We start from the raw sequence: 25,355 nt of genomic DNA, 5'->3' as shown, positions 1-25,355 counted from the left end.
TTTATAGATGAAGTGAGCGATTAATACTCTCCAGAACCGCTGCTGGTTCTTGTGCTTGAGTAATCGGTCTACCGATAACCAAATAATCAGAACCGGCTGAAATCGCTTCCTGAGGCGTCATAATCCGCAGTTGGTCACCAACATCACTCCCTGCCGGGCGAATCCCTGGCGTCACTAACTGAAATGACTGGCCTAATTGCTCTTTGAGCTGACGTGCTTCCTGAGCAGAACATACAACGCCATCCAATCCTGAATGTTTTGTCAATGTCGCAAGACGAAGCACTTGCTCTTGAGGTGACACATTCAAGCCGATATCAGCCAAATCATATTGAGACATACTGGTTAAGACAGTAACACCAATCAATATTGGTCTGTCCGCACCATAAGGTTCGAGTATTTCCCGAGCGGCAGTCATCATCCGTTCACCACCGCTGGCATGAACATTCACCATCCAGATACCAAGTTCAGCCGCAGCTCTGACCGCTTTGGCACAAGTATTGGGGATATCGTGAAATTTCAGGTCTAAAAAAACAGAGAAGCCACGTTGATGTAATGCACGAACAAAATCAGGTCCGAATAACGTGAACATTTCTTTCCCGACTTTCAAACGGCAACGCTGAGGATCAATTTGATCAACAAAACGTAATGCTTCGGCTTGATTATCATAATCCAGTGCCACAATAACTCTCGGCTCGCCCATTTCTTCTCCTCTGTTTATTTTTATCTTCAATCAATCGAATTCTCGTTTCAGGAGCAGTCCTTATTCTCCGTCTAAACCCCGAATCGGTTTAACTTCTCCCCAACTCTTACACGATGGACAGTGCCAATATAATGAGTGAGAAGAGAAGCCACATTTCCGACAGCGATAATAAGGTTTTATTCTCATCTGCTCACCGACCATGCTTTGCAATGCCGATAAACTTTTTTTCGCCCGCCCTTCTTCAGCTTCCGCTAAATGATAATCCATCAACCGGTAAAACCCCTTCATAGTCGGATTTTTCACCAGCTGTTTCGTCAGTAAATCTAGCGCAGCACCCACACCTTCATGGTGAGCGACCAACTGAGCCAACATCAATTCAGCTGAAGCGCCCGCTTGATGGGCAATACATTTCCTCAAAAAATCAATCAGTCCCTGTTCATGACCGGAACGGTGATAACACTCAGCAAGCGTCGGTAAAATTTCACCGACATAATCGACATCCTGCTCAAGCACCATCTCCATATAACGAATGGTATTCCGATAATCTTCTTTCTCCAGATAAAGCTTTCCTAGACCAATACTTGCCCTGACACATTTCGGATCTTCCGACAGCGCTTTTTTGTATATTTGTATCGCTTTCATGTCATCACGCATCGATTGCGCGTCCGCAGCGAGCTCACACCAAAAGTAAGCAATACTCTTGCGCATCTTTTTGCGGCCAAGTTTAACCAAGGCATGAGCACATTCTATTGCTTTCATCCATTCCCGGGTTTGCTGGTAAATTGAAGTTAATTGAATTAACGCCGACTCTCGATGCTCAGGCTCTTCAATGAGTTGTTCGAAAATGCGCTCCGCTCGGTCCAAAAATCCGGCAACCATATAATCTTTTGCCAGTTGTTGCAGTGAGAGGTTTTTTTGATCGATTGTCAATCCTGAGCGAGAGATCAAATTTTGGTGAATTCGAATCGCTCGATCAACTTCGCCTCGAGAACGAAATAAGTTACCGAGAGCTAAATGCGTGTCAATCGTCTCATCATCGACTTGGAGTAATTCGATAAAGTGATCAACTGCCTTATCCGATTGATCAGATAACAGCAGGTTAAGCCCCGTGACATATTGACGGGATATCTGGTGGGATTGTTTCTGCTTGTCCTGCTGAGCGCTACGGTGCCCCATATACCAACCATAGGCAGCGGCGATCGGCAATAACAAGAAGAGTATTTCTAACATCGAGCTATATTATCCGATATTCAGTTTCTCTTTTGCAACCGGCCGCTGAGTTTCACTCTTGTTCAGTTGCTTATTCAAACGACGAATCTGTAGTTTCGCTCTGAGATGCAAACTACCAAAAATAAGCCATGCTATGGCAAAACCAGCGACAAAAACTGCTCCCAAAAGCCAAGATAAATGAAATTCACCTTTTGCTAATAAATAGTTGAACGTGACAACTTCTTGATTTTGAGCGCCCAGTGCTAAGGCAACAAGGAAGAGAACGAGAAGAAAAATGATTTTTAGGACTCTCATAACGGGAAAACCTGCATCAGTTATTGGCACCCCTGATTATGCAAGAAAATCACCATCCATACCATGATAATTGATAATATCGTATCCAAAAAAACGGCATATCGAATGATATGCCGTACAGATTCGTTAGCAAAAATCAGATATCACTATTAACGCGCTCTCTGAGTTCTTTGCCAGGTTTAAAGTGAGGGACATATTTACCGTCCAATTCCACTTTTTCACCTGTTTTCGGGTTACGTCCAGTGCGAGGCTCACGATAATGCAGAGAGAAACTACCAAAGCCTCGAATCTCTATTCTGTCTCCCTGCTCCAACGATGTTGCCATATGTTCGATGATATCTTTTACGGCATCTTCGATTTCTTTCGCGGACAGATGAGTTTGCTCTGCGCACAATCTTTCAATCAATTCAGACTTCGTCATAGTTTCCCTCTTCTTACTTGCAATATCAGCATCAAAATCCTAACCAAAAAAAAGGAGCCAAAACGGCTCCTTTTCTGCGAATTACGTTATTCGCCTTTAGCAGCCTTGAAAGCATCAGCCATAGCATTACCGAACGCGCCTTCATCTTGCTTGTTCAGTGAAGCCATTGCCTCTTGCTCTTCTGCTTCATCTTTCGCTTTGACAGATAGGTTGATAACACGGTTCTTACGGTCTACACCAGTAAATTTCGCTTCAATACTATCACCAACACTCAGGATGAGAGATGCGTCTTCAACACGGTCACGAGATACTTCAGAAGCACGGATGTAACCTTCAACGCCATCTTCTAGTTCAATTGTAGCACCTTTCGCATCAACTGCAGTAACAGTACCATTGACTAGTGTGCCTTTTTTGTTGTCAGCAACGTATGCGTTGAATGGGTCATTCTCCATTTGCTTAACGCCAAGAGAAATACGCTCACGCTCTGCATCAACAGCAAGAACAACAGCAGAGATTTCATCGCCTTTCTTGTATTCACGAACTGCTTCTTCTCCAGGAACATTCCAAGAGATATCAGATAAGTGTACCAGGCCGTCGATGCCACCATCCAGACCGATAAAGATACCAAAGTCAGTGATAGACTTGATCTTACCTGTAACTTTGTCGCCTTTCGCCTGAGCTTCAGCAAACTGTTGCCATGGGTTAGCTTTACACTGTTTCAGACCCAGAGAAATACGACGACGTTCTTCATCGATATCCAGAACCATCACTTCAACTTCGTCACCGACGTTGACAACTTTAGATGGGTGGATGTTCTTATTCGTCCAATCCATTTCTGAAACGTGAACCAGACCTTCAACGCCTTCTTCGATTTCAACGAAGCAACCGTAATCAGTCAGGTTAGTTACACGGCCAGTCAGTTTGTGACCTTCTGGGTAACGTTTTGCGATCGCTACCCATGGATCTTCACCCAGTTGTTTCAGGCCTAGTGATACACGTGTACGATCACGGTCGAATTTAAGCACTTTCACTAAGATTTCGTCACCAACGTTGACGATTTCAGATGGATGCTTAACGCGTTTCCAAGCCATATCAGTGATGTGCAGAAGACCATCAACACCACCCAAGTCAACAAACGCACCGTAGTCAGTCAGGTTCTTAACGATACCTTTAACTTCTGTGCCTTCTTGTAGTGTTTCAAGCAGCTCATCACGCTCAACACTGTTTTCAGATTCGATAACAGCACGGCGAGAAACAACAACGTTGTTGCGTTTTTGATCTAGCTTAATAACTTTGAACTCTAGCTCTTTATTTTCTAGGTGAGCGGTGTCACGAATTGGACGAACGTCAACCAGAGAGCCAGGAAGGAAAGCACGAATACCGTTGAGTTCAACAGTAAAACCACCTTTAACTTTACCATTGATAATACCAATAACAGTTTCAGCTTCTTCGTATGCTTTCTCAAGAACGATCCAAGCTTCGTGGCGTTTCGCTTTCTCACGAGAAAGTTGAGTTTCACCGAAACCGTCCTCTACCGCATCCAGTGCAACATCGACTTCAGAACCGACTTCAACTTCAAGTTCGCCGGCAGCGTTCTTGAACTGTTCAGCAGGGATTGCAGATTCAGACTTCAGACCTGCATCAACAAGAACAAAACCGTTCTCGATAGCAACAACAGTACCCTTAACGATAGTACCAGTCTGGAATTCAGTCTCGTTTAGAAACTCTTCAAAGAGTTGAGCAAAAGATTCAGTCATTTATTTCATCTTCAAAATATTAAACTTCCACGGGTATCCTACCGCGTGGGGTTATGAATTTCGTCAATCATCATCCTTGAGACCGACGTTCTGCACTGGCCATTACTTAGCAAACTGCTAGCGAACCGCCAGTTTAGATTTAATATACTGTAGCGATGTTTCGAGAACCTGCTCGATAGACATAGACGTTGAGTCAAGAACCAATGCATCATCAGCGGGACGCAATGGCGCAACGGGACGATTTCGGTCTCTTTCGTCACGTTCACGAATTTCGCTTAAAAGGTCATCAAATTTAACATCAAGCCCTTTAAGTTGCAACTGGTTATAGCGTCTTTTTGCCCGCTCTTCTGAGCTGGCATCCAAGAATATTTTGACTTCCGCATCAGGGAAAACAATTGTCCCCATATCTCGACCATCGGCAACAAGTCCCGTCTCTTTGATAAATGCACGCTGACGTCGAAGGAGGGCTTCCCGCACTCTGGGAAAAGCGGCAACTTTAGAGGCTGCCATGCCCGTTTCTTCCTTACGGAGTTCTCCGGAAACATCCTCACCTTCCAGAATGACTTTAACCAAATCCCCTTCCGCAATAAATTCAACATCCAAATGCGTTGCCAAAGGCACCAAAGCATCTTCAGATTCGGTATCAACACCATGATGAATCGCAGCCAGAGCCAGTACACGATACAGTGCGCCGGAATCAAGCAGATCAAACCCCAACGCTTTAGCGATACACATACAAAGTGTACCTTTCCCGGCGCCACTCGGTCCATCAACGGTAATCACCGGTGTATAAGAAGACATGTCTTACTCCACTATTCAAATGATTGCGGCTAAAATCCGCACCTTGCCGGTGCCGCATTATAAAGACTCAACGGCTCAGGAGCCATAGGGGATTTTAAATCTTCCATATCCTTATTACTTTTCACAACATTTAGATAATAAAAAATTCATCACAAAAATATTTAAAACTATCAGTAAGCGACTCGAATCATTAGCGTTGTGGTGGTAGCATAACAATAAGCATATGCTTTTCATGGATTTTAAGGCAGGTCACGGTGCATTCAACAACGTCAGAGCATTATCAAACAGACAACAGAATCTGGAATCAACAACATCTCAACAACTTTTTCATAGAAATTGAATTACAACTACAAAATACATCCGATTTTTCTGGGTTTAATGAACTAGTCAATAGAAGAAAGCAAGATATTACACGCATCTACCCAGAACTTGACCACGGTAATTTAGCTGCGCTTTTTGAACATCCTCAGGCTATCCAACATATTCTGAATTTTCCTATCTCAATAATTCCCCAGTTTTGGCATGATGTAGAAATAATCGCGATAAAAAAGTTCGGCAATATACTTGCCTGTTGGGCCGCTTATGAACGCTTTCTTATTTTACAACGAAGCCAGACAGTGTCGTTTACTTCCTGCTCTTCGCCACCAATAGATGAATACAGCTATCAGTCTGAGATAGTAGATCGTATTGAAACCGATCATCGGCTCTTTTTAACATTGCATAGCCATATAGCCCTGACACTTGCCGATGCTATAAGCTTAATCAATCTCGATGTTTTCGTTATCGAGCAAAAGTGGTATGAAATGCTGTTCTGCCTTCATCTGTCGCGACGTGGCAGTCATTTCATTCTCTATCACACGAAAAACTCTCCATATCCACTGCTTGTTTCTACAGCTCTCATCCAGCACTGGCATGAACGGGAAACTTGGTTAACATTCGATCCATTCTTTCAAGGAAATGGATGGCGCTCTTGTCTTTCAATCGAGACAAAAAAGCATCTATATAGCACTGGCTTATTTCACGATAGTATAATGCAACATGTTGAGTTAGAATATGAAGCATCATTTTCTGAATGTATCAAGAACACAGATGCTGTGTGTGAAGTTTTGCGTTTAACGGTAAGCGGCTCAAAAAATTTACGCTTTTTCCTTCTTTACCTCTGCCAAAAAATATTAATGAAACAACTGGTTAAGTATGGGAAAAAACTTTCATTTACCATCATTGAACAGCCTATCATGCTCAACTTATATAAGGTCTTAGATCGAATTTGTTATCTTAACCGTAGTTACTGTGATATCAATCAGGAAAATGTTCTGACCTATAAAGGTTTTTGGTTAAACGAAGAGTTAGGGGATGCCTTAAGCAAGTATAATTATAGCGAATATAAAATTCTAATAACTGGTAGACGAAAAAAAATCGAGGAAACAAAGGTTGTTTGAATCATTCATTCATCATTTAACTTATCCTAAAGCACTTTTGTTACTGAGTACTACTTTCTTCAGTCTCGGGTGGCTTATATATTTTGTTCGTTGTTCAATTCAACAAAGCTTGGATATGTTGAAAACATTGTACTATCCATACGTTATGTATACTTTTTTCATCGCGCTTTGGATCATGTGCAACGCTTATTTTCATACAGAATGGTTAGTTAATTTTGGCAATGCTGGTGGAGTATTCATGGCTAAAGCCGCGAATATTTTCTCATTTCTAGCCTTTAGCTCTGCCTTCCACTTTTCTTGCCGACTAAGATCTCTTCACGAAAATCATAGCATAAAATACTGGCAGCTAATTTTGATCACTGTAAGTACAATCTATGCATTTTATATCAATTTGACACCAGGACTTACAGTTGTAAGTGTTATAGTTGAAGCCCCAAGCGAATTTACTATCCATTTCGGCCCTGAAACTCCAATCTTCTTTTCTCTACTGATACTCTTTACCTTTTTAACATTATTTAATACGCTCGGACTCAGCAAAAGCAGTGATAAATTAAAGCGAGTAAAATCTACCTACATGATCATAGGTATCGTAATTTTTATGATATCAACTGCTGTTATACATGTATTTATCACAACCGTATTCAATGATTTTTCATTTACATGGCTACCGCCAGCCTTCTCAATTATTGAACTTTTCCTAATGGGCTATGCTGTGATATTTCATAGATTCTACAGTTGGAAATATTTATTATATTTATCATGTAGTACCTTATTAACATTTTGTATGTATATAACTCCTGTATGGGTATTCAGTCAAGCGTTCAACATTCTAGAACATATTCCGATTCTCTCTGCATGGTGCTTAATGTGTGGTACTACATTTCGTTACACTTGGGCTAAGGTTGCGAAATGGTCTAGCCTATTAATTTACAGAGATACTGAGACTCCCGTCCATAAAATTTTAAGTCTATCTAACGATTTTCAATATTCTTCACAAGACGCCATGTATAAACTGGCGCAACTATTAAATTTGGAGAAAGAACAGACAATTCTAATTTCCGATGCACAATCTAATGAGCTTTATGCAACTTATCTGATTCAGGACGATTCTGTTTTACTCCTTGAAGAAGTTAAATATCATTTTAATAATACAAGAAATCAACGTCTTAATCTCATCAGGGAACAGATGTCGAAACATAACACAGCAATGATTCTTCCGTTATATGATCATCATAACACTGTATCTCAATTACTATTTTCACCTCATAAAAGCAACGGCTCGCTCTACTCTAACGAGGAAATATCAGCACTTCAGAAACTCTTTAGTAAAGTACAATCGTATATACGTAGTGAACACCATGTGAAACAAGCACGAGCGATGGCGAAATCTATTGCTCACGAAATGCGTAACCCACTATCACAAATACTATTACATCTCGAAAACCTTGACAATATTGCAAATCATACTGATACACCTAGTAATTTTCGTGAAGAAATTCAACGCGGTAGAGATTCAATACAACATGGGAACCAGATGATTGATATGATTCTTTATGAAGCAAATCAGTCAATAATAAATAATAGTAATATAGAATCATATCAGATCTCTTCTTTAGTCCATCAAGCTATTAATAGCTATGCTTATGAATCAGATGAAATTAAATCAAAAATTCATTTTTATTCTGATAACGACTTCATTATTCAGGTAAATGAGACACTATTCGGATTTATTATTTTTAATTTAATCAAAAACTCAATTTGTTATTTCAATGAATATCCTGATAATAAAATTGAAATTCGATTAGAAACAACGAGTAATAAACAGAATAAATTACTGTTTAAAGACTATGGTCCGGGGATTGAACCTCAAATTATCCAACGGATCTTTGATGAATTTTTCACATACCAAAAAAAAGAAGGCAGTGGATTAGGATTAAGCTATTGTAAAAGAGCAATGAAGCTATTTGGAGGTCAAATTGAATGCCACTCAATCTATGGGAAGTATACTGAATTTTCTCTTATTTTCCCTTATGTAAAGTCATTACCTTCACATACTTCTTCCCAAAATGATTTTCTACAACAGCTAGACCTAGATTTAAACGAGGAAAAAACGGAGTACAATAACACCATCAGTATTGATTATCCTATGACAAAGATTCTTGTCACAGATGATAGTCAGGTACAGAGATCTCTTGTAAAGCTATATTTGAAGAAACTTGGGGCAAAAATATATGAGGCTGAAAATGGGCAACAGGCAGTCGATATTGTATCTCAAAAAGCCATTGATATCGTCTTCATGGATATTCAAATGCCTGTAATGAATGGTTTCGAGGCTTGTAAACAGATCAAGGCTATGTACCCTAATCTTCCCGTTATAGCACTCTCAGGGGAATCTGGTGAGCAAGAAATTAGACAAATCACTCAAACTATGGATGATCGATTACTAAAACCAACAACGCAAAAGTTACTGAAAGAAATACTAGAAAAATGGATACAACAGAATGAATTAATTGAAGATTTTTAACGTTAAAATAGTCTACGGCCATCATTTATTGATATAAATGAAATTTATTATCTAATAATTTGTGTCATTGATAAAAAATATAACAAGTAGTTAATCCTTCTTAACAATCATGATGAATTAGCGGTAAAATAGAAAAATAGAACTATCCGATAGATAGGAGTGAAATTTGGTTGGTGACAATTTCATTATTAGTATACTTTACCCAAAAGCTTTATTATTGATAGGCACTGCATTCATTAGCTTTTTATGGTTAATATATTTTTTATACACAACACTCAAGCAAGGGTGGTACACCTTTAAAGCCATTTATTACCCATATGTTATTTATATAATATTCATTATATTGTGGATTCTGAGTAATGCTTATTTTCACACTGAATTACTCGTTATTAATGGAGAACAATGGGCTATATATATGACAAAATCTGCTAATATATTTTCTTATATGGCATTTAGCTCTGCCTTTCACTTTTCATGTCGTCTTGTCTCTGAGGAAAAATACAACAGAATAAAATCATGGCAATCTTTATTACTATTTTTATTTACTCCATATGCAATATATGTTAATTGTTTAGGTAATTATACAGTCACACATGTGGATATTTTCTCACCTAGTAATTTTACTATATATTTTGGTTCTGGCACACCTTTCTTCTTTTCCACTTTAATATTATTTACATCACTATCAATTCTAAATTTATTTAATTTTCGTAGAACAACAAATGACAAAATAAAATCTATAAAATCAACGTATATGTCAATAGGGATTGTTGTCTTTATGACATCAACTGCTAGCATTCACATTTTCTCTACTTATATATTTCAAGATTTTTCATTAACTTGGTTACCTCCTGTATTATCAATTACAGAACTTTTACTCATGGGATATGCGGCATTATTTTATAGATTTTATAGTTGGCATTATTTGTCTTATATAGCTATAACTACTTTCTTATCAGTCATCACACTATTTTTACCTATACTACTCATAAATTCATTATTGCATGTAAATAATATCATATTTGTATTGGCTTGGTTCCTATTATATGGAACTTTAATACATAAAGTGTGGGGGTTTTTCTCTCCATACTCTAGCGTATTTATTTATGGGGAAAAGAATATACCAAGTAAAAAAATATTAGATCTAAGTGATGACTTTCAATCATCACCTCAACAAGCTTTAGAAAGTTTAACTCAGCTATTAAATATAGAGAAAAAGAAAATAAAAATAATATCTAGTATACATTCAAAGAAAATATATGAAAATTATATAAGTAGATATAATTCTATACTAGTTTTTGATGAGCTAGTTCAACATATGAGAAGCTTTGACGACAGAGACATAAGCATCATTTATGAACATATGTCAAAAAATGAAAATGCAGTTGTGATTCCTTTATATGATGACCACAATTCCATATCACAATTATTCATATCTCCTCATAAAAATGATGGTTCTTTATACTCAAATGAAGAAATACATGCTCTGCAAAAACTATTAAAGAATGCTCAAATATATCTTAACTATCAGTCTCGTATTCACCAATCTCAAGCGATGGCTAAATCGATAGCGCATGAAATGAGAAACCCTCTTGCTCAAGTTCAACTTCATTTAGAAAACTTAGCGAGTTTTGGTTCTAATATGTCTCTATCTACAGAGATAAAGAATGAAATTCAACGAGGTATTGATGCAGTCCAACATGGTAATCAGCTAATTGACATCATTTTAAGAGAAGTAAACCAAACTCTGATCAATCATAAAAATATGGCGACATTTTCAATCATAGAACTGTTAAATTTTGCTATTAATGATTTTGCTTACGAATCAGAAGAAACGAAAGATCGAGTAGGAATCAAGTCAGATATTGATTTTAAAGTTCATGTTAATAAAACCTTATTTGATTTTATCATTTTTAATTTATTAAGGAATGCAATTTATTATTTTGATGGTTATTCTGATAGTAAAATTGAACTATCTCTTGAGGCTGGCGATGAATACAATAAACTTACTTTTACCGACTACGGCCCGGGTATTGAACCACAAATTGTACATAGAATCTTTGATGAATTCTTCACCTACCAGAAAAAAGGTGGCAGTGGCTTAGGCTTAAGCTACTGCAAAAGAGCAATGAAGCTCTTCGGTGGTGATATTCAGTGCCAATCAGTTTACGGTGAATATACAAGGTTTACCCTCACCTTCCCTCATATCAAACAAGAAGAGCAACTTGCACAACCAAAAATTGATGTGGCAAAAGTACCAACACCTGAACTTTTGCAATCAGCTCATACCGTATCTGCGAGTCAGAAACAGAGAATCGCGTTGGTTACTGATGATAATTCAACACAGCGAGCACTCGCAAAACTCTATTTAGAATCCCTTCATTTTACCGTTTATGAAGCTGAAAACGGGAAGGAAGCTGTTGATATGGTTCATCATAACACTATTGATATTGTTTTTATGGACGTTCAAATGCCAGTCATGGATGGCTTGAAAGCATGTACAATCATTAAAGAAACTCACCCGACACTACCAATTATTGCCCTTTCCGGTGAATCGGGTGAAGATGAAATTGCTCAGATAAAAAGTACGATGGATGGTTGGTTGATTAAACCCACCACCAAACAGTTATTACAACAAACCGTACTCAAATGGTTGGAGGCGGATGATCTTCAAGCGATAAACCATGTCAATACACCAAAGCCCCAAACCAATACAATGGACACTTTATAATCTGCTCACCTTAAATATGAGCCAGTCTTCAATAACAAAACTGTTTATCCGAACAATGAACGTTAATCACTATAAACTTATCCGGCTACGGTTCTTCTCGATAAGTGACATACCTATCCCCTTTACTGCTGTCACGTCCTCTATTTGTGTAAATGGTCCATGTTCTTCTCTATAATTAACGAGTGCTTGCGCTTTCTTTAAACCAATCCCACTAAGTATTGCGGCAACCTCTTCCGCGGTTGCGCTGTTGATATTGACGACATTGACGGGTTGTTCCACTGCGGCTGATACGGGCTTGTCTGCAGCATAAACCGTTGGTAATGGCAGGCATACAACAGAAAGTACAGAAAGAAGTAATATTTTAAACATAAGATTTATCTCCAAATTAAAAATTCAGATTCATCCTAGCGAAGCCTGCTAAAAATACGATACTGACTGATACAAATTAAAACGGGCTACAAAAGTAGCCCGCCTCAACAAACATATCAATTACATCCTGTTTATCACTGTGTCGCAAGATAGTATTCAATATCGGTTTGCTCTCTGAGGATATTCAAAAGCCCAGTGAGATCCTGCTGACGATTCAGACGCTGCATCTGAACAGCCAACTGCTGAGTGAGTTGTTTATCCGGTGTCGATTCAACCTTCGCTAACTCGACTAATACAATGTTTCCTTGACGATCTTTCGTCTGTCCATAAACAGGCTGACCATCTTGTGGTTTTTGCATTGCAAAAACGGACCGTGCCAGCGGTGAACTCCGATCAATCATCGTTAACTCACCAAATTTGAGTTGGTTGTTCTCAAGCGCTGCCATATCATTCTGTTTTAAATCAGCCAGTACCTTCTCAGCAATCGCTTCTGTTTGCTGTTCAGCCTTCACTTTAGACAGTGCCTCAACAACCTGTACTTTCACGGCCTCGAAAGGCAATAGCGTTTCTGGGCGACTTTCTTCAATACGAACAACTACAACATCTTCAGGCGCCACTTCAACTACAGAAGAGTTCAAACCTTCGTTTTTGACTTCTGGGTTATTTAACGCTTTCTGAACTGGTGCAGCACGCAGAATTTCTGGCAAATCAGTCAACGATACAAAATCAGTCGTATGAACCTTCTCTTGTATGGCTTTGGCAGCTTCATCTAAGGAATCCGGGCTTTCAAAAGCAACTTTTTCAAGATCGCTCTGTAATTGATAAAAATGATCAAGTGCCCGCTCATCGCGAATAGAAGCAATCACATCACTTTTAACTTCTGAGAAAGGTTTGACTTGAGCTGGTTTCACCGCATCCAACTTGATGATGTGATAACCAAAATTCGATTTCACAACACCAGAGAGATCACCTACATTTTTCAGCGCAAATGCCGCCTCTTCAAACGCAGGATCCATGACACCTTTTTCAAACCAGTCCAGCTCACCTCCCTTGCTAGCACTACCCGGGTCCTGAGAATCCTTTTTAGCCAGTGTTGAGAAATCAGCACCTTCTTTCAGTTGTTTTAGTAAAGCATCGGCCTGCTTCTCATCATTCACCAGAATATGGCTGACTTTACGCTGTGCTTTGATTGAATATTGGTCTGCATGATCCTGATAATATTTTTCAGCCTCATCATCAGTGACTTTGATTGACGACTTCAATTTATCTGCTGAAAGCTCAAGATAGGATATTTTAAATTGCTCCGGACGCATGAAATTGTCTTCATGAGATTTGTAATAGGCATTCAAATCATCATCACTGAGCTGAATCTTCTTCACATAGTCGTCCGTTGCGAGTGTAATCGTTCTGATTTCTCGCTTCTGAGCAAATAATGCAGCCTGAGCGTCAACTTCACTATCCAAAGTAAAGTCGCTCGATTGAACCGCTGTCAGAAGTTGATTGCGTAATAAATCACTTCTTAGGAATGTTGCAAAAGAATCAGGAGAAAAGCCAGCACGACGCAATGCTGTTTGATAAATATCTTGATCAAACTTGCCGTCTGACTGGAATTGCGGCATGTCCACAATCGCCTGACGAACCTGTTCATCACTAATTCTTAAGCCCAGCGCTTCGGCATGTTGTTCAAGTAGAACATCATTTACCATTTTATCTAATACAGAACGACGGAAAGATGCAACATAACTCGGATCAGCAAGCAGGTTCGAGAAGTAATCACCTAATTGTGATTGCATTCGGTTCCGCTCATTTTGATAAGCTTGCTCGAACTCTGTCCGGCCTATCTTTGTGCCTCCAACCTTTGCTGCTGCATTATTGCTACCACCGACAAGGTAGCTACTGACTCCCGCAAATACAAATGACAAGATTATCAATCCAAGGATAATCTTAATCGCGATGCTATTCACACCCTCGCGCAACCGATCCATCATAATTTAATCATTCTCCGGCTTAATGGCCACTTACTCAGTAAAATACTCTGCTTCTCAAAACTATCTTTTCAGAATTCAATGATTTTCATCATCAAAAGGCTTTCACAATTGATAGTTTTCAGAACAACTATATTCAAAGCGAATGACGCGATAATATCAGAAAAAAGAAATGCGCATCACTATGATGCGCATATTTTCAAAACGTTTGACTTAGTTTTGCCTCAATTAGCAAAATTCTGTGCGACCAAATTAGTTACACGCGTCTTTCAGTGCTTTACCGGCTTTGAAAGCAGGTACTTTCGCTTCAGGGATTTGGATTTCATCCCCTGTTTTCGGATTACGGCCAGTACGGGCTGCACGAGTACGAACACTGAATGTTCCAAACCCAACCAGAGCAACTTGTTCACCAGACTCGAGTGTACCGCTCACTGCATCAATAAATGCATCAAGAGCACGGCCCGCAGACGCTTTAGAGATTTCAGCATCTGACGCAATTTTATCTATTAATTGTGTTTTATTCACTGTGATTCCCCTTTCTTCACCTGTCGTTATATTTAAAGGTGATTTTTTGTTCCATTAAGTCCGAAAAATGGCTTAAAGCCTTGTTGTATCAGGGCTTAAGCCATAGTCAGTAACTATGGCCTCCAAAAAAAACGCTGACAAGCCTTTTTATGCGAATCAGCGTAAACTTTTAGTTATTTTTGCTGTATATCACTATTTTTGGGACTCAAACTCAACCCCTAATGGAGCACGTTCCAGCGCCACAGTCAGAACCTCATCAATCCATTGCACAGGGATGACTTTCAGATCAGCAATCACATTTTCTGGGATTTCTTCCAGATCGCGCTCATTATCTTTCGGGATCAAGACGGTTTTTATCCCACCTCGGTGTGCGGCAAGTAATTTTTCTTTCAGACCACCAATCGGTAAGACTTCACCGCGTAATGTAATTTCACCAGTCATCGCGACATCGGCTTTCACTGGGTTACCGGTGAGACAAGACACAAGAGCCGTACACATTGCTGTACCGGCACTTGGGCCATCTTTTGGTGTTGCACCTTCAGGAACGTGCACATGGATATCGCGTTTTTCGTGGAAATCGCTATTGATGCCCAATTTTTCTGCACGTGATCGCACCACAGTCATAGCGGCTTGAATCGACTCCTGCATCACATCGCCCAACGAACCGGTTTGAGTTAGTTTCCCTTTACCGACCATAGACTGTGCTTCAATCGTCAACAGATCACCACCGACTTCCGTCCAGGCAAGACCAGTCACCTGACCAATGCGGTTATTTTCTTCAGCTTTACCAAAATCAAAACGCTGCACGCCTAAGAATTCTTTCAAGTTGTCCTGTGCGACAGTCACAAGCTTGATATCTTTATTCAGCAAAATTTTCTTCACAGCTTTACGGCAAATTTTTGAGATTTCCCGTTCTAAATTACGGACACCAGCTTCTCTGGTGTAGTACCGAATAATGCCAGTGATCGCAGAATCATCAATCTCAATTTCTGACGGTTTCAGACCATTTCGTTCAACCTGTTTAGAAACCAGATGACGTTTGGCAATATTCAATTTTTCATCTTCGGTATACCCCGAGAGACGAATCACTTCCATTCGGTCGAGAAGTGGTCCGGGAATATTCATTGAATTTGAGGTTGCCACGAACATCACGTCAGATAGATCATAATCGACTTCCAGATAGTGATCGTTAAATGCGTTATTTTGCTCAGGATCAAGCACCTCAAGCAATGCTGATGACGGGTCCCCTCTCATATCCGATGACATTTTATCAATCTCATCCAAGAGGAACAGTGGGTTTTTCACACCAACTTTAGACATTTTTTGTATCAGCTTACCGGGCATCGAACCGATATAGGTACGTCGATGACCACGAATTTCAGCTTCATCGCGAACCCCACCCAATGCCATACGGGTATATTTTCGTCCAGTTGCAGCTGCAATAGAACGCCCCAGAGATGTCTTACCAACACCCGGAGGACCAACTAAACAAAGAATCGGACCTTTCAGTTTCTGAATGCGATTTTGAACCGCAAGATACTCTAAAATACGCTCTTTTACTCGCTCCAGCCCATAGTGATCTTCATTTAAAATCACTTCAGCTTTCGCCAGATCTTTTTTCACTTTCGAACGCTTCGACCAAGGAACATTGACCATCCAATCGATATAGCTCCGAACCACTGTTGCTTCAGCAGACATCGGAGACATCATCTTCAGTTTCTGGAGCTCCTGTTCGGTCTTTTCACGCGCTTCTTGAGGCATCTTCGAATCTTCAATTTTTTTCTTCAATGTCTCAAATTCATCAGGTGCATCATCCATTTCACCCAGCTCTTTCTGAATAGCTTTCATCTGCTCATTCAGATAATACTCACGCTGGGATTTCTCCATCTGTTTCTTCACCCGGTTGCGAATACGCTTCTCAACCTGTAGCAGGTCAATTTCAGATTCCATCTGGCCCATCAAAAATTCCAGACGTTCAACCACATCAATAATTTCAAGAACTTGCTGTTTATCCACTAGCTTCAAAGGCATATGGGCAGCAATGGTATCAGCCAGACGGGCAGCTTCATCGATACCATTTAAAGCGGTTAAAACTTCTGGTGGAATTTTTTTATTGAGCTTAATAAACCCTTCAAACTGATTAATCGCGCTGCGAACAATCACTTCTTGCTCTTTTTCATCCAGTTCGGGGGTGATTAAGTAGCGAGCTTGCGCAGAGAAAAAATCACCTTCAACAAAAGATTCAACCTGTGCGCGCTGTTGACCTTCCACAAGCACTTTAACCGTACCATCTGGCAACTTCAGGAGTTGTAAAATCGTCGCAACCGTGCCGACATCAAACAAGTCATCAATGGTAGGCTCATCTGTTTCTGCTTTCTTTTGAGCGACTAAAAGAACCTGCTTGTCATTGTCCATTGCAGCTTCAAGACATTGGATTGATTTTTCACGACCAACAAATAAAGGAATAACCATATGTGGATAAACCACAACGTCTCGCAGTGGCAATACGGGGATCTCTATACGCTCGGAACGTTCCAAGTTCATATTCTTCTCTCTTCCGCTTCTGTCTATATGGCAGTATATGGGGTCTAAACAATGGGATTCAATCGTAGAATAAAAAAAAGGAGGTAATCATACCTCCTTCGTGAGACTTTGCTGAATTATTCGGCACCGGCGGCCTGATTTTCATTGTTAGAATAGATCAGTAATGGCGCAGATTCGCCATTAATTACTGATTCATCAATGACAACTTTACTGACATCATTGACCGATGGTAACTCATACATCGTTTCTAACAGCACACTTTCAAGAATCGAACGCAATCCGCGAGCACCTGTTTTACGAGTCATGGCTTTTTTAGCAATGGCACGTAATGCATCTTCTCTGAACTCTAAATCAACATCTTCAAGTTCGAAAAGTGCACCGTACTGCTTGGTCAACGCATTCTTCGGTTCACAAAGAATCTGTATCAATGCGGCTTCATCCAGCTCCGTCAGTGTTGCGGTCACGGGGAGACGACCAATAAATTCAGGGATTAATCCGTATTTCACCAAGTCTTCCGGCTCGACCTGCGTAAACAATTCGCCGACCGTCTTGATTTCATCTTTGGAACGAACTTCAGCACCAAAACCGATGCCAGTACCTGTCGCAACACGCTGCTCAATGACTTTATCCAGCCCGGCAAACGCACCACCACAGATAAACAAGATTTTCGACGTATCAACTTGCAAGAATTCTTGTTGCGGGTGTTTTCTGCCTCCCTGAGGTGGAACAGAAGCAACCGTCCCTTCAATGAGTTTCAACAGGGCTTGCTGCACACCTTCGCCGGACACATCCCGTGTGATCGATGGGTTCTCGGATTTACGTGAGATCTTATCGATTTCATCGATGTATACAATCCCGCGCTCTGCCTTAGCTACATCGTAATCACATTTTTGCAGTAGCTTCTGGATAATGTTTTCAACATCTTCCCCGACGTAACCTGCTTCAGTCAGTGTTGTCGCATCCGCCATTGTAAATGGCACATCCAAAAAGCGAGCCAGTGTTTCAGCCAATAAAGTTTTACCGCTACCCGTTGGCCCGATCAGCAGAATATTACTCTTACCTAGTTCAACACCTTCACTTGTCTTATCACCATTACGCAGACGCTTGTAGTGATTATAAACAGCGACCGCAAGCACCTTCTTCGCGTGCTCTTGACCAATCACATAGTCATTAAGATGATTCCGAATCTCATGCGGCGTCGGTAATGCCGTTGACTCTTTCTTCGGAAGTGCATCCTTAATTTCTTCTCGTATAATGTCGTTACATAGATCGACACATTCATCACAAATGTAAACAGAAGGACCTGCGATCAGTTTGCGAACTTCGTGTTGGCTTTTGCCACAGAAAGAGCAGTACAACAGTTTACTACTCTCTTTGCTTTTATCTGTCATTCGCTAACCTCTTAGCCTTTATCCATATGCTGAGTTTATATCAATTTGTATCAAATTGCGCTATTCAAATGAAAAGCACTATCAGCCTATTTGCCTCGATGCGTCAATACTGCATCCACCAGACCGTAATCGACAGCCTGCTGCGCAGACATAAAATTATCCCGATCTGTATCACGTTCAATCACATCCAGTGGCTGCCCTGTATGCTTGGCAAGAAGATCATTCAACTTTTGTTTAATCTTCAAAATTTCCTGCGTATGAATCTGAATATCAGATGCCTGACCACCGAAACCACCCAACGGCTGATGGATCATCGCACGTGCATTCGGCAGCATGAAACGTTTTCCGTCGGTTCCGCCTGCTAATAGAAACGCGCCCATAGAACATGCCTGACCCATACATACTGTACTCACATCGGGTTTGATAAACTCCATGGTATCATAAATCGACAATCCGGCATCAACACTTCCTCCCGGGGAGTTGATATACAAGAAGATGTCTTTATCCGGGTTTTCTGATTCCAGGAACAGGAGCTGAGCCACGATAAGATTTGCCATCTGATCTTCAACCTGACCGGTCAAAAAGATAATACGCTCTTTCAGCAGACGGGAATAAATATCGTAAGAGCGCTCTCCTCGGGAGGTTTGCTCTACCACCATTGGTACTAAGGCGTTCAGGATTGACGACATTTCATTTTTTTCTTGGTAGCTCATATTCTTATATCCCTAAAATAAATGGTCCGAATGACGGATATCATGCGGACCATTGTTATCAGAATAGTTAACCTTTAGTCAACCTTCTATGATACATATTGCCTAATTAAGCAGCGTTCTGAGAATTCATCAGCTCGTTGAAGCTTACATCTTTCTCAGAAACTTTTGCTTTAGCAAGGATCGCATCAATAGCTTGCTCTTCAAGTGCAACGTTACGCATGTTGTTCATGAGCTCTTTGTTTTGCTCATAATATGTTACAACTTCTTGCGGATCTTCATAAGCAGTTGCCATGTCTTCGATCAGCGCTTTCACTTTTTCGTCATCAGCTTCCAGTTCATCTGCTTTGATGACTTCACCCAAAAGCAAACCAACCACAACGCGACGTCTTGCTTGTTCTTCAAACAATTCACGAGGCAGTTGTGCCGCAGCTTCAGGATTGCCGCCGAAGCGTTGTGCAGCTTGCTGACGAAGCACTTCGATTTCTTGGTCGATCAATGCAGACGGCACGTCAATATTATTTTCTTTGACCAGACCATCAATCGCTTGTTGCTTGATACGCTGTTTCACTGCTTGCTTGAGCTCGCGTTCCATATTCTTACGAACTTCAGCCTGAAGCGCTTCAACACCACCTTCGTTCACACCGAATTTAGCCACGAATTCATCATTCAATTCTGGTAATTCACGCTCTTCAACTTTGCTGATCTTAATTGCAAATTTCGCTGCTTTACCTTTCAGGTTTTCAGCATGGTAGTCTTCAGGGAAAGTGACGTCGATTTCAAACTCCATACCGGCAGTTTTGCCAACGATGCCATCTTCAAACCCAGGAATCATGCGGCCAGCACCCATTTCCAGAGCGAAGTCTTCCGCTTTTCCACCTTCAAAAGCTTCACCATCAATCGTGCCAACAAAATCAAGTGTTACACGCTTACCATCTTCAGCAGCCGCATCAACTTCTTTCCACGTTGCTTGCTGCTTACGCAGTGTTTCAAGCATCTCAGCTACATCTTCATCTTTTACCGCAACGTTTGGCTTCTCGACTTCGATATTTTCCAAGCCTTTCAACTCAACTTCAGGATAAACTTCAAACGTCGCGTTAAAAACTAAATCTTGATTCTCTTCATTTTCAACAGGAGTAAATGTCGGCGCGCCAGCAGGGTTCACTTTTTCTTGGATAATCGCTTCGATAAAGTGACGCTGCATCACTTCACCAAGGATATCCTGACGTACTGCTTTGCCATACATCTTAGCAACCATTTTCATCGGCACTTTGCCTTTACGGAAACCATCGAAACGACGGTTTTTTGCGATGTTGCGCAGTTCTGCTGTAACAGCATCTTCGATGTTAGCAGCAGGAACAGTAATATTCAGACGGCGTTGTAGGCCTTCTAGCGTTTCAACAGTAACTTGCATTCTATATAAACCTCAAAACTGGCTCAGTTCTTCTGAGCATCATGAGCCTAGATCGCATTCGCTGATCTCGGCTGCATCCATGTTCCGTACTCTTTCAGAGTACATCTATAACGAAATAAAATAGTGAGCAGTGATGTGGAGTAATCATCACTCCACAACAGGAGATACTCCAGATATGCTCCTATCAGACTCAGGACATACTTTTCAGACGCGACATTCTAACGACCAGAGCTACACCTGTCGAGTCTATCTCAGCAGACGAACACCTGATGCTCAGAATTTATTCTCCTGCCTGACAAAAAATTCATCGGTATTGCTCCGTAGATTGACAGGATGGGGGTAAAATTATGCTTTTCAAGGCAAAAGCTGCTTTTTTTCAGTGAAATATTGAAAAAGAGATCCTGATCTTACTTTTTCGCTCTCCCCGAAACCGTTTATCACCGTTCTGATAACAAACCCGTAAAATAAAGCACAGGCTCTTCTTACCGATAAGTACAACGATGTTATCTAAGTTCCGTTTCAATCTTATTTTTGTTGTCATTTTTATAGTGACGACAGCATACGGCGCACATCTTGTATGGCAGTATAGCTATCAGAGCTTGCTCAGCGAACATCAGGCACAGCTAGAACGTTTTGCCAGTCATGTGGTCACCAAACTAGATAAGTTCGCGCATATTCCTCGGTTACTCGCCAAAGACAAAAAACTGGTGGATGCACTCACCATAGCCGACAACTCCGCTCAAATCGATATCACCAATCACTACCTTGAGCAGGTCAATGATGCCATTAAAGCCTCTGATACCTATCTTCTGGATATTCACGGCAATACCATTGCTGCGAGTAACTGGAATCTGACCCGTTCATTTATTGGTAGAAATTTCAATTGGCGTCCGTACTTTCAAGTCGCCGTTCAAGGTAACGAGAGTCAATACTACGCGCTAGGCTCAACTTCCGGAGAACGCGGATACTACTATGCATATCCGGTGACTTATGCTGCGACAATTCTCGGTGTCGTGGTGGTTAAAATGGATCTCTCGTCGATTGAAGAGAATTGGAAAAGCCAAAACAGCTACTTTGTCGCCACCGATCCGTACAACATCATTTTTATGTCAAGTCAGCCGAACTGGTTGTTCAAAAGTGTCACCTTTATTGACCCTGAGATCCGCGCAAAAATCTTTCATTCCCGTCAGTATCTCGATCAAACGATACAATCACTGGGGTTACTCGGGAAAATGGATCAAACGACTACCGAATGGATTAATCCGAAGCAAGGATGGATCAAAGGAGACTTCATTGTCAGCAGCCGACCGTTGAAGAACATCCCACTGAATATTCGCGTTCTGTCACCGAAGATTCAGGTCTTTTGGAGTAGCTTCGGTTTTGTCGTCATTTCGTGCATGGTATTTGCCATTATTTATCTCATTATGCAGCTCGTTCATCATCGTAAAAATAAACAGCGTCAGATCGAACAACTTCAGTCTGAAGCAAAGCAAAAACTTGAGTTTTTGGTGATGGAAAGAACCGCGAAACTCCATCTTGAGATCGAAGAACGGAGTAAAACGGAACAACGACTACGGCAAACACAAGATGAGTTGATTCAAGCCGCAAAACTCGCGGTACTTGGACAGATGTCTGCCAGTATCAGCCATGAACTGAATAACCCGCTCGCGGCAATCCGCAGCTTCGCTGATAATGGCCGACGTTTTATTGCCAGCGGTAAAATTGACCGAGCAGACGAAAACCTGACTCGCATCTCGGGACTGACTGAAAGAATGGCAAAAATCAGTACTCAGTTACGTTCTTTTGCCCGCAAATCAGATCATGATGAACGCGCTGTCGTCCAGCTTTATCCCATCATCTTGTCTACCAAAGAGTTAATCCAGTCCCAAATAAAATCAAACCTAATCCATTTCGAAATCCAGACACCGGAACAACCAATTTGGTTGAATATTAATCCGATCCATTTGGAACAAGTACTGATTAATCTTTTGACCAATGCGATTCAGGCACTTGATGATCGTGCGGATAAACAGATCATCCTCAGCTTTACTGAAGACAACCTTCAGCTCACGATTCATATTGACGATAACGGTGAAGGATTAGGTGATAAAACGCTATCTCAGTTGTTTGACCCTTTTTATACCACCAAAAAAAACGGGCTTGGGCTGGGTTTGTCGATCTCTCAGCAAATTATTCAGAGTATGGGGGGACAACTGAATGCCTCATCATCACCGCTTGGCGGTGCGCGATTTAGTATTCAGTTACCGGCGACCTCGCCTCCCTCCCCTGAAACTGCCTCATAAGGACATGTTATGTGCGATGTATTTTTTATCGATGATGAAGCGGACATTCGTATTGCAATCGAACAGAGTTTTGAACTGGCAGACATTCAAGCCAGATTTTTTGACAGTGCCGAAGAAGCGTTGCTGGCTATCAAGCAAGACGGGCTACCGCTGGTTATTGTCACAGATATTCAATTACCCGGACTCAGCGGGCAAAGCTTACTGCATTCGGTTCATCATCAAGACCCGGACTTACCGGTCATTCTGATTACAGGACACGGTGATATTTCTATGGCCGTTCAGGCGATGCATGATGGTGCCTACGATTTTATCGAGAAACCATTCGCGCCTGAACGACTGATGGAGACAGTACACCGAGCCATTGATAAACGCCGACTGACCCTGGAAAACCAAAAGTTGAAGCGAAGTCTGAAGGCCAGCCAAACCCTCGGCCCACGGATTATTGGTGAAACCGCCAGTATTCAGTCACTGAAAGAAACGATTAGTCAGATTGCGGATACCAACGCTGACATTTTACTCTTTGGAGAGACCGGCACCGGCAAGGAGCTGATTGCTCGTTCTCTGCATGAATTGAGTTCCCGGAGAGAACGGAATTTCGTTGCCGTCAATTGCGGGGCAGTTCCGGAAAACTTGATCGAAAGTGAATTATACGGGCATGAGAAAGGCGCATTTACCGGAGCTGAAAGTCAACGTATCGGTAAATTAGAACATGCACAGGGCGGCACACTGTTTCTCGATGAAATCGAATCGATGCCGATGTCAGCACAAATTCGGCTCCTGCGGGTGTTACAAGAGCGATTGATTGAACGGGTCGGATCCAATGAATTAATTCCGCTGGACATTCGGGTCATTGCTGCCACCAAGGTCGATCTGAAACAGGCAGCTCAACAAGGAACGTTCAGGGAAGATCTCTATTACCGACTGAATATTGTGACCTTGGATATCCCCCCGCTGCGAGAACGTAAAGAAGATATTCCCGCACTGTTTCATCATTTTTTACTGGTTGCCGCTGCCCGCTATGGAAAAGCTGCCAATTCGATCTCAAAGCAGGACATGCAATCATTAATAAGTCATAACTGGCCGGGCAATGTCCGCGAATTGAGAAATGCTGCAGAACGCTATGTTCTGCTCGGTAAACTGATTCAACTGGGTCAGGAAACACATTTGATAAACGGGCCGGTACTCAGTTTGGCCGATCAAGTTGCCGAGTTTGAGAAGTCAGTTATCGAACAGGCATTGATCGAATGCGGAGGAAGTATTAAAGACACCATGGAAAGTCTGAATCTGCCACGGAAAACACTTTACGATAAAATGCAAAAATATCAGCTGGATAAAGAAAACTATAAAAACTAAATGTAACTCAGAGCACGCTTCAATCAACCCTATCGTTTCATGACGGAAGATTGCGTTATCCATAAAAAATATGGAATGAAAGTTACCTTTCATTCCATATTTTAACTGGCTTACAAAACGTTATCAGTTAACTGAAAAAACGTTCCGATTCGATTAGTCTTGCAGTTCTCTGATATTACTCACGACCCGGCTGACCAAACCATACTTAATGGCTTCTTCCGGACTCATCCAGAAGTTGTAATCTGTATCTTTCTCGACCTGTTCATAAGGCTGCCCGGTGGCTTCACTGATCAGCTTATTCACTCGGCTGCGCGTGCGTAAGATCTCATCCGCTTCAATTTTAATATCTGAGACTTTACCACGCACCTGACCCAATGGTTGGTGGATCATAAAACGAGTATTCGGTAAACAGACACGGTTTTCTTTTTTCGCGGCAATGTAGATAGTCACACCAGCACTGGCAACCCATCCGGTTCCAATCACGATAACTTCCGGTTTGATAAATTTAATCATGTCATGGATAGTATCACCGGCTTCTACATGTCCACCTTGGCTATTGATATACAGATAAATCGGCTCATCGCTGATTTCCTGCAATACGAGTAGCTGAGTTGAAACTTTTTGGGCCAGCTTCTGGTCAATCTCACCAGAAATGAAAATAGAACGAGACGCTATGAGTTTTTCCTCTACCATTGAACCAGAGTTCCGTTCATCATTGGCCTTATCATTTTCATCATTTTTTAATACGAAATTCATAGACATTCTTCTTTAATTAACCATGAGATTCATTGTAACGAATTACAATTAACTAGCAAGGCATATCTCCCGCCTTTTAAGAAACAAATCTCATAAACCACCATCGTC

At 41.2% G+C, this 25,355-nt stretch carries 19 protein-coding genes; 5 read left to right on the top strand and 14 right to left on the bottom strand.

What is annotated here, in order from left to right:
* Nucleotide 1: 1 nt before the first annotated feature.
* The 6 genes from pyrF to cmk form a co-directional block, all read right to left on the bottom strand.
* Complete coding sequence (pyrF, locus tag VRK_RS05735; RefSeq protein WP_059120486.1) at nucleotides 2–700, bottom strand: orotidine-5'-phosphate decarboxylase; 699 nt, start codon at nucleotides 698–700, stop codon at nucleotides 2–4.
* Nucleotides 701–760: 60 nt separating this feature from the next.
* Nucleotides 761–1,930: a lipopolysaccharide assembly protein LapB gene (gene lapB, locus VRK_RS05730; RefSeq protein WP_059120485.1), complete on the bottom strand. Its 1,170-nt coding sequence runs from the start codon at nucleotides 1,928–1,930 to the stop codon at nucleotides 761–763.
* Between the two features lie 9 nt (nucleotides 1,931–1,939).
* Nucleotides 1,940–2,224 (bottom strand): LapA family protein, encoded by a 285-nt coding sequence (locus VRK_RS05725; protein WP_059120484.1) that lies wholly within the window; start codon nucleotides 2,222–2,224, stop codon nucleotides 1,940–1,942.
* 136 nt (nucleotides 2,225–2,360) lie between these two features.
* Nucleotides 2,361–2,645 (bottom strand): integration host factor subunit beta, encoded by a 285-nt coding sequence (gene ihfB, locus VRK_RS05720; RefSeq protein WP_059120483.1) that lies wholly within the window; start codon nucleotides 2,643–2,645, stop codon nucleotides 2,361–2,363.
* An 86-nt stretch (nucleotides 2,646–2,731) separates the two neighbouring features.
* Nucleotides 2,732–4,402 (bottom strand): 30S ribosomal protein S1, encoded by a 1,671-nt coding sequence (rpsA, locus tag VRK_RS05715; RefSeq protein ID WP_059120482.1) that lies wholly within the window; start codon nucleotides 4,400–4,402, stop codon nucleotides 2,732–2,734.
* A gap of 117 nt (nucleotides 4,403–4,519) precedes the next feature.
* Nucleotides 4,520–5,203 carry a (d)CMP kinase gene (cmk, locus tag VRK_RS05710; protein WP_059120481.1) on the bottom strand — a complete coding sequence of 228 codons (684 nt, stop codon included), beginning with the start codon at nucleotides 5,201–5,203 and terminating at the stop codon, nucleotides 4,520–4,522.
* Between the two features lie 254 nt (nucleotides 5,204–5,457).
* On the opposite strand from cmk, the gene VRK_RS05705 reads away from it, so the two are divergent.
* From VRK_RS05705 to VRK_RS20590, 3 genes are all read left to right on the top strand, one after another.
* A complete protein-coding gene (locus tag VRK_RS05705) occupies nucleotides 5,458–6,642 on the top strand; it encodes an acyl-homoserine-lactone synthase (RefSeq protein WP_059120480.1) in 1,185 nt (394 codons plus the stop codon).
* A 238-nt stretch (nucleotides 6,643–6,880) separates the two neighbouring features.
* Nucleotides 6,881–9,166 (top strand): ATP-binding response regulator, encoded by a 2,286-nt coding sequence (locus tag VRK_RS05700; RefSeq protein WP_197413062.1) that lies wholly within the window; start codon nucleotides 6,881–6,883, stop codon nucleotides 9,164–9,166.
* A 166-nt stretch (nucleotides 9,167–9,332) separates the two neighbouring features.
* Nucleotides 9,333–11,897 (top strand): ATP-binding response regulator, encoded by a 2,565-nt coding sequence (locus VRK_RS20590; protein WP_082671325.1) that lies wholly within the window; start codon nucleotides 9,333–9,335, stop codon nucleotides 11,895–11,897.
* Between the two features lie 69 nt (nucleotides 11,898–11,966).
* Here the strand turns inward: VRK_RS20590 and VRK_RS05685 are convergent, their stop codons facing one another.
* The 7 genes from VRK_RS05685 to tig form a co-directional block, all read right to left on the bottom strand.
* The gene (locus VRK_RS05685; RefSeq protein ID WP_059120476.1) at nucleotides 11,967–12,266 is read right to left on the bottom strand and encodes a helix-hairpin-helix domain-containing protein; all 300 of its coding nucleotides are present in this window, start codon (nucleotides 12,264–12,266) and stop codon (nucleotides 11,967–11,969) included.
* A 134-nt stretch (nucleotides 12,267–12,400) separates the two neighbouring features.
* Nucleotides 12,401–14,254, bottom strand: coding sequence for a peptidylprolyl isomerase (ppiD, locus tag VRK_RS05680; protein WP_059120475.1), 1,854 nt, complete (start codon nucleotides 14,252–14,254; stop codon nucleotides 12,401–12,403).
* A 249-nt stretch (nucleotides 14,255–14,503) separates the two neighbouring features.
* Complete coding sequence (locus VRK_RS05675) at nucleotides 14,504–14,776, bottom strand: HU family DNA-binding protein (RefSeq protein ID WP_038178520.1); 273 nt, start codon at nucleotides 14,774–14,776, stop codon at nucleotides 14,504–14,506.
* Between the two features lie 192 nt (nucleotides 14,777–14,968).
* Entirely contained in the window at nucleotides 14,969–17,320 is a 2,352-nt protein-coding gene (lon, locus tag VRK_RS05670) for an endopeptidase La (protein ID WP_059120474.1), read from the bottom strand.
* Between the two features lie 116 nt (nucleotides 17,321–17,436).
* Nucleotides 17,437–18,711 carry an ATP-dependent protease ATP-binding subunit ClpX gene (gene clpX, locus VRK_RS05665; RefSeq protein WP_059120473.1) on the bottom strand — a complete coding sequence of 425 codons (1,275 nt, stop codon included), beginning with the start codon at nucleotides 18,709–18,711 and terminating at the stop codon, nucleotides 17,437–17,439.
* A gap of 86 nt (nucleotides 18,712–18,797) precedes the next feature.
* On the bottom strand, nucleotides 18,798–19,424 hold the full coding sequence (gene clpP / locus VRK_RS05660; protein WP_059120472.1) for an ATP-dependent Clp endopeptidase proteolytic subunit ClpP: 627 nt from the start codon (nucleotides 19,422–19,424) through the stop codon (nucleotides 18,798–18,800).
* Between the two features lie 106 nt (nucleotides 19,425–19,530).
* Nucleotides 19,531–20,835, bottom strand: coding sequence for a trigger factor (gene tig, locus VRK_RS05655; protein ID WP_059120471.1), 1,305 nt, complete (start codon nucleotides 20,833–20,835; stop codon nucleotides 19,531–19,533).
* A gap of 500 nt (nucleotides 20,836–21,335) precedes the next feature.
* On the opposite strand from tig, the gene VRK_RS05650 reads away from it, so the two are divergent.
* Complete coding sequence (locus tag VRK_RS05650; RefSeq protein WP_059120470.1) at nucleotides 21,336–23,138, top strand: sensor histidine kinase; 1,803 nt, start codon at nucleotides 21,336–21,338, stop codon at nucleotides 23,136–23,138.
* Nucleotides 23,139–23,147: 9 nt separating this feature from the next.
* Complete coding sequence (locus tag VRK_RS05645; RefSeq protein WP_059120469.1) at nucleotides 23,148–24,491, top strand: sigma-54-dependent transcriptional regulator; 1,344 nt, start codon at nucleotides 23,148–23,150, stop codon at nucleotides 24,489–24,491.
* Nucleotides 24,492–24,644: 153 nt separating this feature from the next.
* Here VRK_RS05645 and VRK_RS05640 read toward each other — a convergent pair whose 3' ends face one another.
* The gene (locus tag VRK_RS05640) at nucleotides 24,645–25,247 is read right to left on the bottom strand and encodes an ATP-dependent Clp protease proteolytic subunit (RefSeq protein ID WP_059120468.1); all 603 of its coding nucleotides are present in this window, start codon (nucleotides 25,245–25,247) and stop codon (nucleotides 24,645–24,647) included.
* Nucleotides 25,248–25,355 lie beyond the last annotated feature (108 nt).

It is taken from the genome of Vibrio sp. MEBiC08052, from assembly GCF_001506075.1.
GTDB lineage: Bacteria > Pseudomonadota > Gammaproteobacteria > Enterobacterales > Vibrionaceae > Vibrio.
This window is presented reverse-complemented; position numbering and strand designations above follow the sequence as displayed.